Genomic DNA, 13143 nt, shown 5'->3' on the forward strand with positions numbered 1-13143 from the left:
AAATTATAACCAGACAGAGTTTGATTTACACTCCCGAGAAATATCATAAAAACACCCACCTATTCTGTGAAAAAAAGAAAAAATTGGATGGAATCAAGAAAAAAACACAAAAAAAACGGATAAAATTTTAAACATTAAAGAATAATTGGTTTTGCAACGGTCTTGTATTTAATTGAACATAAGTTGTCTCCATTTTAACCGCTCCTGATTCTTCGCGAAACTTAAGTGGAGAACAAGTAAATCTTTTCTTAAATGCTTTAGAAAATGACGCATGAGATTCGTAACCACAGTTCAATGCTATATCACTAATAGCTTTCGAGGATGTTATTAAAGTGCTTGCAGCCCTATCTAAGCGAGCCCTGGTAATATAGGAGCCAAGTGATTCTTTCAAATAGGCTTTCATAATTCGCTGAAAATGGAAACTTGAGAAATTGGATATGGAGGCCAAATGCTCCAATTCAAGTTTTTCATCTAAATGATTATGAATATAAAGTAGCACTTTATTGATCCGCTCAAAATAATCATTCTGTGTTTTGGTACGTGCTGTCATGATTCATTTTGATTCAAATATCGGATGAAGTATGTATTTGCATTTATCCAAACATGCTGAAATAAAAACAGCCCTGCTGGAAATCCAACAGAGCTGTTATTTTTTAAAATGATTAATTCAATTTACTGAACCAACAATCTTTGTGTACTGGAATAATCTCCAACATTTACTTTTACAAAGTAAACACCTGCATCCAGATTGTTTGTGTTCAATTCTAAGTGATGCTCACCAGCGTGGAGTCTGCCACTCTCAATAGCACTGATTGTTTTTCCTAATGGATTGATAAGATCAACGCTTACATTGGCAGCATTTTCAAGCTTAACAGTCACTTTGGATTCTCCAACTGAAGGATTAGGATATACTTCTCCAACCTTGAAGCTAACATTTTCTTCAGAAATTGCATCTACCCAATCAGCATCATAAGTAACCTTAAAAATCATGTAAGGATAATAACTTACTGAAAAAGCATTACCAGGTAAGTAGCGATAACCAAAACTTGGGCCTAAAATAGGAGCATAGCGAATTTCATAATTCATGATTAAGCCATTGTTATAATCTTCAAGCTGAGTTCCATCCATATCATAAAACATCTGGTGCCAGAAGTTATTATGCTTCTTATATGGCTCATAAGCATCCGATCCATATAAAGTATCACCTAGCTGATAAGAATAAGCTGGTTCGAATCTGAAAGTTACTGCAATAGCAGGCTGTTCAGCTTTTTCAACATTCATATTAACAGGAAACTGTAACCACTTATAAGCGCCACCTGACCAGTTTGCAGTATCATCATAGCTAAGCTCATATCTGATTTCCTGAGAATAATCAAGACCATTTAAGGTTACTGAATCAAACTCAACAGTTGCCCAAGGCTCTTGTGAAGATGTCCATGAATATCTGTCTACTTTATCAGCATTGTAAACCTGAATAACTATTTCATCTTTCAATGCTGCATCATTGTATTTTTCATACAGATAGCGAAATGCAATTGAGTCGACTTTATAAGGTTGTCTTCTTAGTGTTTGTTCATCTTGGAAGAATTTGAAAATTTCAGATCTTGGATCCAAAGCCATTCCCATTGAATGCCAGCGAACAGAACTTACAGCACCATCAGTTGCAACTCTAACGAGTTGAGTGTCAGGAAAAATAAGGTTGGTGTAATACTGCATAGTACCACCCAGATAATAATCGAGAGCTGAAGTAAAAGAGAACCATGATTCTTTAATATCTTCACGATAAACAGTGGTTGGCGAAGTCCATTCGGTTCCTTTGATTACCTTTTGGTTCTCAATAATGTCTCCCTTGAATTGCTTTTGTACAATCGGTGTTTGTGCAAATATGCTTACACAAAACAACGACAGTGTTAATAATAGGGTCAATTTTTTCATAAGTTTATTTTTTAATCTTTTTATTTGAGTATTCTTTCGTTTATCTGTTTACACAGAAAAAACTGTCAGAATACAAATTACATTTTTGTTTTTAACATGTACTTAATTGAGCTCAAAATTAGTCATTTATTCATATTCTCAAAATATTTATAGAAATATTAATTGGCTGCAATGCCCTGAGAATTAAAGTTAGAGAGATTTTACGCATTTCGTTGCTTGTCAATACTAAAATAGTTTATCCAATCAGGGTATACAAAGCAGGGTGGTTTCTTCCATGTTCATTATAATCAAGACCATATCCGACAAGAAATTTGTCGGGCACCTCAAATCCAACATAATCGGGCTTTATATCCTCAACCAATGCCTCTTTTTTAAATAGTAAGGTGGCAATTTTTATGCTTTCAGGCTCGTGCTCCGACAAGGAGCTTAACATTTGTGTCATGGTTTTTCCTGAATCGACTATGTCTTCGAGAATTACAACATGCTTGTCTTTCAAGCTTTTCATCAGGCCTATCAATACTTTTATTTTTCCACTTGATTTCAGACCTTGATATGAGGCCAGCTTAACAAATGACACTTCACAGGGTAGTTTAATTTTTTTCAATAAATCGGATGTAAAGAAAAAACTTCCATTTAAAATGGAAAGGAAAAGCACCTCTCTGTTTTTATAATCCTTGTTTATTTGATTCGCTAATTCGGCTACTCGATCCAATATTGTTTCCTGATCGATGAAAATTTCGAATTCTTTGTCATGTACCTTAATCTTGCTTGTCATTTGCGTAAACATTTGAATTACAATGCCTGTTGGAATTGCACATTTTTAAACATTTTAACAAATTTAATTGAATTAACTATAACTTCGTTTGTGTTCACATTTTAAATTAATGTTAATAAATCTCTGATTAATGTACACTGATCTGAACTTTTTGGCCAGCTTTTTAAATGAAGGTGTTATCATTGAAAATAGTAATACACAATATCAAAAAGTTTCTGAAACAGCTCCATTAGCAAAGGTTGAGCAGCCCGAAGAGGTTTATGTTGCAGATATACTGTATCACGGAAGCAATAGTTCGAAAGTGGTTTTTTGTGTCCATTATGAAAATGAAGAATGGATTACGGGAAAAGATCGATTATTTCTTGAAAAAATACTAGGTGCTGTTGGCTTAAGTCTTAATTCAATTGCCCTGATCAATCTGCACAATACATCCTACAAAAGCATTCTACAGGTTGGGAATAAGCTATCCGACAGCACAATAATTTCATTGGGCTTGCCCTCCCATTTAGTTCGGGATTTTAACACAAATGAGGTTGATATTAAAAATGACCAATCTTATTTATGTTTAGCATGGGGGTTGACAGAAATTGCCATGGATAAGGACAAGAAAAATATCCTTTGGAAAAACCTCAAAAAGATATTTAATTTATAATTACGCAGTTGTACCTCCCACAATTTCCAGAATTTCTTTGGTAATTGTAGCCTGCCTTTCTTTGTTATATTTTAGTTTTAATTCACCTAATAATTCTTCCGCATTTTCAGTGGCTTTGTCCATGGCTGTCATACGAGCTCCATGTTCTGAGGCGTTAGACTCAAGAAGTGATCTGAAGAATTTAATTTTTAATGAAGTTGGGATAAGCTCATTAATGATCTCATTTTCTGATGGCTCGAATATGAAATTATGATTCATATGCTTAGCCTGATCACTTTGAAGATCTTGCTCAGCTATGGATTCCAGAGGAAGAAATTTTGTATTGGTTGTTGTATAAACAGCAGGATTGGTAAAAGCATTGTAAACAAAACGAATTTCATCATACTCTTTATCAGCAAATGATTTTAATATTCTATTTGCCACTTCTTCAATCTCGCTGAAGCTAATATTAGACGTGAGGTCAAAATATTTTTCGATAATATTATATCCCTTTTTTGACCTTGAAAAGAAGTCAAAACTTTTTTTACCAAAACAAATTAAATCAACAGAGGCTTCATATGAATTAATAAGATTGACAGCTTCGCGAATAACAGTACTGTTAAAAGAGCCACACAATCCCTTATCAGAAGTTATTGGAATAACCAATACACGTTTTACCTCTCTTTCCTGAAAATAAGGATTAAACGAAAGGTCTTCCATTCCTTCTGCAATTGGAATTATTACTTCATTTATTTTATTCGCATAAGGACGGATTTTCAAAATGGCATCCTGAGCCTTTCTAAATTTAGAGGCAGAAACCATTTTCATGGCACGGGTAATCTGTTGTGTCGACTTAACAGACCCTATCCTTGTTCGTATTTCTTTCAGGTTTCCCATGAGCTAATTCAGCATTATATTATTTCAAATATTTAGGCTCTAAGCTTTTGGCCACATCTCTGAGAAGGTCGCGTGTGCGGTCATCAATTTTCCCTTGCTTCAATAATTCAAGGACGTCTTTGTGTTTGCTCGTCAGTACATCTAAATATTCTTCTTCGAACTGAACAACATCCTTCACCTGTATTTTACTTAATAAACCACTTGTTCCCAAGAAAATAATAGCAATCTGATGTTCAATTGAAACCGGACTATAGCGATTTTGTTTTAAAATTTCAACATTTCGTTCACCTTTGGCAATTACAGATTTTGTTGAAGCATCCAAATCAGAACCAAACTTGGCAAATGTTTCCAATTCACGATACTGGGCTTGATCAAGTTTCAAGGTTCCAGCCACTTTTTTCATGGCCTTAATTTGCGCATTTCCTCCAACACGTGATACTGAAATACCCACATTGATCGCTGGTCTTACACCCGAGTTAAACAAATTCGATTCAAGAAAAATCTGTCCGTCAGTAATTGAAATAACATTGGTTGGGATATATGCTGATACGTCTCCTGCCTGTGTTTCAATAATGGGCAGTGCTGTCAGTGATCCTCCTCCCTTAATTTTTCCTTTTAATGAATCTGGAATATCATTCATTTTGGCTGCTACTTCGTCAGAGGCAATTACCTTACAAGCTCTTTCAAGTAATCGGCTATGTAAGTAAAATACATCACCAGGATAAGCTTCTCGTCCGGGAGGTCTTCTTAATAATAAAGACACCTCTCTGTAGGAAACGGCTTGCTTTGATAAATCATCATAAATAACCAATGCTGGTCTTCCTGTATCACGAAAATACTCTCCAATGGAACAACCGGCATAAGGTGCATAAAACTGCAATGGAGCAGGCTCTGCTGCTGAAGCGGATACAATAACAGTATAAGCCATTGCACCAAAATCTTCCAGTGTTTTAACTAATTTAGCGACATTGGCCTCTTTTTGACCAATAGCAACATAAATACAAAATACGGGCTCGCCTTTGTCGTAATTCTCTTTTTGGTTTATAATGGCATCAATGGCAATTGTTGACTTTCCAGTTTGACGGTCTCCAATAATAAGCTCACGCTGCCCTCTTCCAATTGGAATCATTGCATCAATGGCTTTAATTCCTGTTTGTAAAGGTTCGGATACAGGTTGTCTGAAAATAACACCAGGTGCTTTTCTTTCCAGTGGCATTTCAAACTTCTCGCCACCAATTGGGCCTTTATTATCAATAGGCTCGCCTAAGGAGTTTACAACACGTCCAAGCATTTGCTCACTCACCAAAACTGAAGCAATACGTTCTGTTCTTCGAACGACATCTCCTTCGCGAATACCATCTGAAGATCCCATCATTACAACCCCAACATTATCTTCGTCAAGATTCAAAACAACACCTTTTACTCCAGTGGCAAATTCAACTAATTCGCCAGCTGCAACAGAATTTAACCCGTATACCCGGGAAATTCCATCTCCTATTTCGAGTATATAACCAACTTCTTCCAGCTCTGTTTTAGAATCAAATCCTGAAAGCTCTTTCCTCAGTATCGATGAAATTTCACTTGGATTTATATCAGCCATAAATGATTTTTTTTTAATAATTAGATATTTCTTTTCTTATTCGACTTAGCTCGTGAGATACGCTCGCATCTAAAAGCTTGTCGTTATATTTTAATGCAAAACCTCCAATGATTTCCTCCTTAACAACATTGTTAAGCTCAACATGCTTGTATCCGCTTAACTTGGCAACAAAGGCTTTTAGTTTCTGCATGACCTCCTCTTTCAGTGGAGCAGCAGTTACAATTTCTGCATCAACAATATTGTTATGCTCTAAATATAGTTTGTTAAAGCGCTTGAGCATTTCCGGCAAAAAAGTCTCTCGTCTATTGTCAATAATTAATTGAATAAAATCAAGCGTTTTTTTCGAAATATTGCCTTCGAAGGCTTTCCTGATGACATTTGCTTTTTTGTCGCCTCTGATAACCGGATTACTCAAAAAAACTTTGAAATCACGATTTTCATGGCAGCTATCAAGAATCAATTTTGAATCCTGATATGCTTTGTCTAAAAAGGACTCACTTTGTGCATACATGAAAAAAGCTTCTGCATAGCGAGATATGGCTCTGCTTTGTGTCATCTATTGGAGTTCTTTAATTTTACTTTCTATTAGTGCCTGATGCTCATCTTTTAAGGATAGTTCACGCCTAATTACTTTGGATGCCGTATCGATAACCAGTGCACTAATATCGCTCTTAATTTCACGAATTGTTTGCTCACGTTCTTGATGAATCATGTCTCTGGCATCATCAATAATCCGCTTACCTTCTTTTTTGGCATCTTCTCTTGCCTCTTTCACTATCTCGTCACTGCGCTCCTTTGCTTCTTTAATGATCGCATCGCGCTGTGACTGACCTTCAACAATCAGTTCGAAGTTTTTTTCAGTTAATGAATTCACTTCTTCACGTGCTTTTTCAGCTTGCTTTAGAGCCTCATCAATGCTTGCTTCACGCTCCTTAAGCATCTCTGTTATTGGCTTCCAGGCAAACTTCCGTAATAAGAACAATAAGATTAAAAAAATCAATATTGTCCAAAACATCAAGCCGATGTTGGGGCTTAGTAATGCATTAAGTATTACCATTTGATATACATTTAATCAAATTCATCAAATAACAGAATAATTGATTATTCCAGTTATTCGATGAGTTCAAGTTTTTAAAGCTATGTTAGCTAATCATAATGATACCAACAACTATTGCAAATAGTGCAGCACCTTCAATCATAGCAGCTGTAATAATCATAGCTGAATTTATTTTACCAGCGGCTTCAGGTTGACGAGCAATTGCCTGTGCAGCATTTCCACCAATTTGGCCAATTCCTATACCAGCACCTAACACACCTAAACCTGCAGCTAAACCTGCTCCTAATCCTAATCCTAAATCTAAAAGTAACATTTTTTCTTATTTAAATTTTTTAATGTTCTGTTTCAACGGCTTGTCCGATAAACAAGGCCGATAAAGTTGTAAATATATAAGCTTGCAATAATGCAATTAAAATTTCTATCATATCAATGAAAAGAGCAAAACCTACTGACAAGAAAGAGGTCCCAACCCCTGCCCACAGAGCCTCTCCAGACTTTCCAAACATAAAGATCAAAGATATAAAAGCAAGTATAACCAAGTGACCTGCTGTTATGTTTGCAAATAATCGAATGGCCAGTGCAAATGGCTTTGTGAAAATACTGACAAACTCAACAACCAATAAAATAAATTTCACAGGTATGGGTACGCCAGGATACCAAAAAATATGCTGCCAGTAATTCTTTTTACCATTAATATTAGTCGCAAAAAATGTAATTAATGCCAATGAAGCTGTTACGGCAATATTACCGGTCACATTTCCTGAAAAAGGAACCAGACCCATCATGTTCAGAAACCAAATGAAGAAAAAGAAATTAAGCAGCAAAGGCAAAAAGCGCTCGTATTTATGTGGTATGTATGTTTTGGCAATATCATCTCTAACAAATACAATGATTGGTTCCAATGCACTTTGAAGTCCCGAAGGAGCCACATTTGGATTTCGTTTGTACTTATTTGCAATACTTATGAAAACCCATAAAAGCAGTATGCCTGCAAAGAGCATGAACAATACATTTTTTGTAATGGAAAAATCCAAAGGCTTAAGCATCCTAAGCTGTCTCTTTAACGATTTAATTTCTTTCTGTTGGATTTTGTCAGGCTGGGATATTGTACTTTTTTCCTCAATTGCTTTTTTTAATTCAAGGTACCTAGGTCCCGTATTTGGAAAGAGCAATGTTCCATGACTTGCGTTGTGATTAAACTCATGTTCAAACTCACATCCATTTTCTAAAGCTTTCTGCGTTGAAAGATAAAACTTTACATTAATGTTTTTTAGATCAACAAGAATTCTTGGTAATTTTATTCCTACAGCTGTTCCATCCTTCTTATGATAAAAGTCCCAAGAATAAGAATCTGCAATATGGTGCAATGCAAAATCAACCAGATTAAACCCTTCTTCTTCTTTTTCTCCTTCTGAAGCAACAAGAATAAACGGATTTATTAGTATCAGGATTAGCAATATTTGCCTTAAACGAATGTACATATTTAAATTTCTTGTCAATTATCTGTCTTTTTTCGCAAAAAACGCACTAAAAAAGAGACCTCGAAAATAGTGAATAACAGATAACTGAGAAAGAAACTCCCAACAAAAATTAAAAGATTATTTTTAAACGTTCTAAAAACGAAATAAAAATAAATAACGGCAAAGATCATTTTGACAAAAAGCGATGCCAAGGTGAATAATTGGAAGTTGTCGCTGTTCTTACTTAAAACATTAATCAGCAATACTGTGGAAAGAAGAGTTAAGACAAAAAAGATGAGAAAGTTGCCCAAAACACCCAGTTGAACCTCAGGATCAGCAAGCAATGTTGTTAAAGTTCCACCGACAACCAAAATTATCAGGCAAAAAATAACATAATTTTTTAGAAAGTTTTTATACATTTTGGTGAATTATTTTAGAAAAGTACGAACAACATATATCATTGACACAACAATCATCACTACCGATAAAATGATTGTAAAAACGCTGTTTTCACTTTCGAATTTATTGTCGAGCCATTGCCCAACAAGAACTCCAGCCAACACTGTTGCAAGGATTTGAAAGCCCAGAGAAATGAAACGAAAATAAGCAGGAGGATTGTTGCTATTCTTCTTCAATTTTTTCAGGAGCTTTGGCAAACAGTGTATTTTCGCTTCTGGGATGATCTTTCATTTTGACATCTCCGCCCATTTCGCAACGACCTGTAAATGAAGCACCGCTTTCAACAATTAACTTGTTTGCAAAAATATCCCCTTTAATATTTGCTGTTGCATTAAGTTTTAAGAGGTCTTCAATGTAAATATTCCCAATAACCGTGCAAGACACGTCTGCGTTTTGTGAACTGATGTTTCCATTAATATATGCACTGGCACCAAGTACAACCTTGGCCTTCGACTGAACGTTACCCTCCACATTTCCATCTATTCTCAAATCTGAGTCAGAATGAATTTCACCTACAATTTTTGTCGATGCATTTATCGTACTAAATGAATTTGTATTTACTTCAACATTTTTTTTCATCTGACAATATTATTTTTCTTATTTAAAATGCTATATATTTTTCAGGATCAACGGGATTACCATCAAACCATAACTCAAAATGCAAGTGAGGGCCATGACTAAGCTCACCGGATTCTCCGATAATGGCTATTGTTTCCCCTGCTTGAACAAAATTACCAATTTTTTTCAATAACACAGAATTGTGTTTATAAACTGATATTAGATTTTTCTTGTGTTGGATAACTACGGTATATCCTGTGTTTACACTCCAATCAGCATAAATTACAGTTCCTTCCAGAACTGCCTTTATTCCTGCACTCGGTGTAGAGGCAATGTCAATAGCCGGGTGACCAGCAAGAGCGTTGAACTTTTCAGTGATTATACCACGAACCGGAGGAAAAAACAAAATATTCCTTATGTTTTTATTGACTTTTCCTTCTTCGTCAAAAAACACATTAAATGATTCGTCTTTTTCAAACTCTGCTCGTAGCAAAGAATCTTCTTTTGATTTTATAGGAATATTTGAGTGTTTGGCAATTTTAATAGAGTCTTTCAGTCGATAGTGATCTTTTGAGTATTCGTCAACATTGCCAGAAAGTATATTGTTCTGTATTTGGATTTTTTCATATTGTTGACGAATTGAACTTTCCAGCGAATCAATTTTTGTTGCGTTTTCTGCAAACTCCATACGTGTGTCAAAATCGGCATAACCCGGAATATATTCCCGAAGCGATGTATAGGCAATTAAAAAATAAACGCCTATTGTAACAAGCAGGACTAACAAACTGATTGCCAACATAACATTTACTCTGGAAAGACTAATCGACCCGCGCTCTTCTAAACTCTCTTCAGAAAGAACAACAAGCCTGTATTTTCTCTTCAGTTTTTGAACTAAACTTTGCTTGTCTCGCTTATTCATCTTTACTTTTCGATGTTTTTTTGCTAAAATTGAAATATTTTTGTGGTTTCAAAGTTAGTTACTATTAACATAAATCAAATTGTGCCAGTTCGATTAAAAAAAATATTATTTCTGTCATTGCCAATTATTGCAATTCTACTTAGCAGTTGTCTTGCCATACAGGATACAGGAGCCGCCAGATTTTTTCACAATGTAACAGCCCGATACAATATCTATTTTAACGCCCACGAGCGTTATTTGACTGTTGTTGAACAAACTGAGGAAAATTACATTGACGATTACAATCTAATTTTAAATGTTTACCGCTTTCCCGATGATGCAATGTCGAAGTCAAATGCGTCTGATGCCGATGAAATTATACGGAAGTGTTCTAAAATATTGGATAAACATAAAATAAGCAATTGGATTGATGACAGTTATTACCTCATTGCCCGAGCTTATTTTTACAAAGGAGATTATTTTACCGCCATTGAAACATTTCAGTATATAATAAGCGAATACGAAAACTCCAATCTTGCCTTCGAATCCATGGTGTGGTTGGCCAAGTGCAATTATCAACTGGGCAAGTTTGATCAATCAACTGCTTTGGTTTCACAAATAAAAAGTATGCAAGGGCTTCCCGGAAAGCTCACAAAAGAACTTCGTTTGTTGGAAGCCTATTTAAATATTAATCAGAAAGATTATTTATCAGCCATAAAAAATCTCGAAGAAGCAATTTCTATTGAAAACAAGAAAGATTATAAAACAAGATATACTTTCATACTTGCTCAACTGTATCAATACTCTAACAATTTTGAACCTGCCATTTCTTTTTATGAAAAAGTAATCAATAAGAACCCACCATACGACATGGCTTTCAATGCCAAAATTGAGGTTTCACGTTGTCATGAGGTGGTTGATGAGCGAACAGCTCGCTCCATTAAGGCTCGCTTATATAAAATGTTGAAAGATGATAAAAACATTCAATATCTGGATCAAATATATTTCGAAATTGCACTGGTTGATTTAAAAATTGGCAATACAAAAGAAGCTGAAGAAAATTTAAAACTAAGTCTTAGGTATAACAAAAGCAACGATAACCAAAAAGCATTTGCCTATCTGAAATTAGCTGAATTTTATTTTGATAAGCCAAACTATTTGCTCTCAAAAGCATATTACGACAGTTCATCCACATTTTTGAGCGAAGACTTTGCTGGCTACGCTGAGCTGAAAGTAACCAGCATTGTTCTTAGTGAACTGGTAAAACACCTGGTTATTGTTGAAACAGAAGATAGTCTGCTTTATCTGGCAGGCCTTCCAACAAAGTCAAGAGACAGCTTGATTGATATTGTATGGCAAGCAGAAGAGCAAGCCAAGCGAGACATTGAGCTTGCAGAACAGCAGAAAAAAGTTGCTGAGGAACAAGAGATGCGCTACAACAGAGATGTGATGATGGGGCAAAATCGAGGGCTAATGCAACCACCGGGAGTTCCTGGTAGCCTTTCTGCTTCCAACAAGTGGTATTTCTATAACAACTCATCCATTGAACTTGGCAAGTCGGAGTTTGCTGTTAAATGGGGAAAGAGAAAGCTTGAAGACAACTGGCGTAGGAAAAAGAAACTAGGCTCAATTTCAGAAGAGGGCTTAGCTCAAGACTCGGCTGCCACAGAAGAGGTTATTGAAGCGGTACTTTCTGAAGATGAAAAGAAGTTTATTAGCGAGCAGTTAAAAAACATTCCCAAGCCAAAACAAAAATACTACATGGACATTCCGTTTACTGAGAGCCAGGTAGTTGCATCGCATAAGCGAATTGTGGAGGCATTGAAAAAAATTGGTGATATTTATTTAGAACAGCTGTCCGACACTTCAAATTCGTCTGCATCTTATGAAAAGCTTTTAGGAAGATATCCGAGTTCTAAATATGATGCTCAAACCCATTACACCCTTTTCAACATTTATAACCCAAGCACTCAGTCAAATAAAAAACAAGCTCATAAGGATTCCATTTTAACAAAATATCCGAATAGCGATTATGCTATATTGGTTAAAGATCCTACCTATTTCACACGCATGGCTACCATTAAAAACAAGGAAATCACCCTACTATACGACCAAAGCTACCAGTACTATTTAGATGGAGATTGTGATTTGTTAGCGCAAAACGTTAGCAGTAGCAATAAAAATTATCCTGGAAATTCAAAAAACGATCATTTTGAATATCTTGGTGTACTTTGTTCAGGTAAGAACAAACCCAAAAAAGACTTTATCCAAAACTTAATTGATTTTCAGAACAATAGCAAAAACGATGAGTTAAAAGAACATGCAAACAATTTGGTTAAATATTTAAATGGAGAATTTGAACACATAGAGAAAGCAGAAGTTTCTACAGAAAAGAAAGTTGTTATTGACTCCTTCCTGATAAAAACACCTTACAAACAAGGACCACAGAGCCCTCATTATTTTGTTTTGTTTTTCGATAGCAGAAAGGTTAATACTGAAAACTTAAAAACAGCTTTTTCCGATTACAATACCCAGTATTATAGCTTGGAAAAGTTGAATATTAATACTGTTGTTTTTGATAAAAATATAATGCTTTTACTGGTACAACAATTTGAAAATGGCAGCTCTGCTCAAAAGTATTACAAAAGCATTCAAAGCGATCAGGATTTTCTCGAAAAAATCAAAAACAGAAAACCTCAAATTGCGGTTATTCATCAGGAAAATTTTGGTGTCTTGCTGAAGGAAAAGGATGCAGCTGCTTATATTGATTATTTTAAAAAGTTTTACAAGTAAAAATCGCCCTTTTTTTGCCTCAATATCTGGCAGTTAATAATATTCCTTAAGCATACATTATTTTTAAAGTAATTTTGTAC

14 protein-coding genes are annotated in these 13143 nt (G+C 35.2%); 2 read left to right on the plus strand and 12 right to left on the minus strand.

What is annotated here, in order from left to right; genetic code table 11:
- Window positions 1-127: 127 nt before the first annotated feature.
- The 3 genes from HOG71_15485 to hpt all read right to left on the minus strand — a co-directional run bounded on the left by HOG71_15485 (window position 128) and on the right by hpt (window position 2710).
- Window positions 128-550 (minus strand): helix-turn-helix transcriptional regulator, encoded by a 423-nt coding sequence (locus tag HOG71_15485; protein ID MBT5992249.1) that lies wholly within the window; start codon window positions 548-550, stop codon window positions 128-130.
- Window positions 551-672: 122 nt separating this feature from the next.
- Window positions 673-1935 carry a T9SS type A sorting domain-containing protein gene (locus HOG71_15490; protein MBT5992250.1) on the minus strand — a complete coding sequence of 421 codons (1263 nt, stop codon included), beginning with the start codon at window positions 1933-1935 and terminating at the stop codon, window positions 673-675.
- Window positions 1936-2170: 235 nt separating this feature from the next.
- Window positions 2171-2710: a hypoxanthine phosphoribosyltransferase gene (gene hpt / locus HOG71_15495; GenBank protein MBT5992251.1), complete on the minus strand. Its 540-nt coding sequence runs from the start codon at window positions 2708-2710 to the stop codon at window positions 2171-2173.
- A 130-nt stretch (window positions 2711-2840) separates the two neighbouring features.
- Between hpt and HOG71_15500 the strand changes: the two genes are divergently transcribed.
- Complete coding sequence (locus HOG71_15500; GenBank protein MBT5992252.1) at window positions 2841-3362, plus strand: hypothetical protein; 522 nt, start codon at window positions 2841-2843, stop codon at window positions 3360-3362.
- Here the strand turns inward: HOG71_15500 and atpG are convergent, their stop codons facing one another.
- The 9 genes from atpG to HOG71_15545 form a co-directional block, all read right to left on the minus strand.
- Window positions 3363-4238 (minus strand): ATP synthase F1 subunit gamma, encoded by an 876-nt coding sequence (gene atpG / locus HOG71_15505; GenBank protein ID MBT5992253.1) that lies wholly within the window; start codon window positions 4236-4238, stop codon window positions 3363-3365.
- A 19-nt stretch (window positions 4239-4257) separates the two neighbouring features.
- Window positions 4258-5838 carry a F0F1 ATP synthase subunit alpha gene (locus HOG71_15510; protein MBT5992254.1) on the minus strand — a complete coding sequence of 527 codons (1581 nt, stop codon included), beginning with the start codon at window positions 5836-5838 and terminating at the stop codon, window positions 4258-4260.
- Between the two features lie 13 nt (window positions 5839-5851).
- Complete coding sequence (gene atpH / locus HOG71_15515) at window positions 5852-6394, minus strand: ATP synthase F1 subunit delta (protein MBT5992255.1); 543 nt, start codon at window positions 6392-6394, stop codon at window positions 5852-5854.
- Window positions 6395-6895 carry a F0F1 ATP synthase subunit B gene (atpF, locus tag HOG71_15520; GenBank protein ID MBT5992256.1) on the minus strand — a complete coding sequence of 167 codons (501 nt, stop codon included), beginning with the start codon at window positions 6893-6895 and terminating at the stop codon, window positions 6395-6397.
- 85 nt (window positions 6896-6980) lie between these two features.
- Window positions 6981-7208 carry an ATP synthase F0 subunit C gene (locus tag HOG71_15525; protein MBT5992257.1) on the minus strand — a complete coding sequence of 76 codons (228 nt, stop codon included), beginning with the start codon at window positions 7206-7208 and terminating at the stop codon, window positions 6981-6983.
- Window positions 7209-7227: 19 nt separating this feature from the next.
- A complete protein-coding gene (gene atpB, locus HOG71_15530; protein ID MBT5992258.1) occupies window positions 7228-8394 on the minus strand; it encodes a F0F1 ATP synthase subunit A in 1167 nt (388 codons plus the stop codon).
- Window positions 8395-8783: 389 nt separating this feature from the next.
- Window positions 8784-8990: an AtpZ/AtpI family protein gene (locus tag HOG71_15535; protein ID MBT5992259.1), complete on the minus strand. Its 207-nt coding sequence runs from the start codon at window positions 8988-8990 to the stop codon at window positions 8784-8786.
- Complete coding sequence (locus HOG71_15540) at window positions 8977-9393, minus strand: polymer-forming cytoskeletal protein (protein MBT5992260.1); 417 nt, start codon at window positions 9391-9393, stop codon at window positions 8977-8979. Before HOG71_15540 ends, HOG71_15535 begins: the two co-directional genes overlap by 14 nt.
- Before the next feature lie 22 nt (window positions 9394-9415).
- A complete protein-coding gene (locus tag HOG71_15545; GenBank protein ID MBT5992261.1) occupies window positions 9416-10291 on the minus strand; it encodes a peptidoglycan DD-metalloendopeptidase family protein in 876 nt (291 codons plus the stop codon).
- Between the two features lie 81 nt (window positions 10292-10372).
- Between HOG71_15545 and HOG71_15550 the strand changes: the two genes are divergently transcribed.
- Window positions 10373-13063, plus strand: coding sequence for a tetratricopeptide repeat protein (locus tag HOG71_15550; GenBank protein MBT5992262.1), 2691 nt, complete (start codon window positions 10373-10375; stop codon window positions 13061-13063).
- Window positions 13064-13143: the final 80 nt, after the last annotated feature.

This window comes from Bacteroidota bacterium (genome assembly GCA_018698135.1).
Lineage (GTDB): Bacteria > Bacteroidota > Bacteroidia > CAILMK01 > JAAYUY01 > JABINZ01.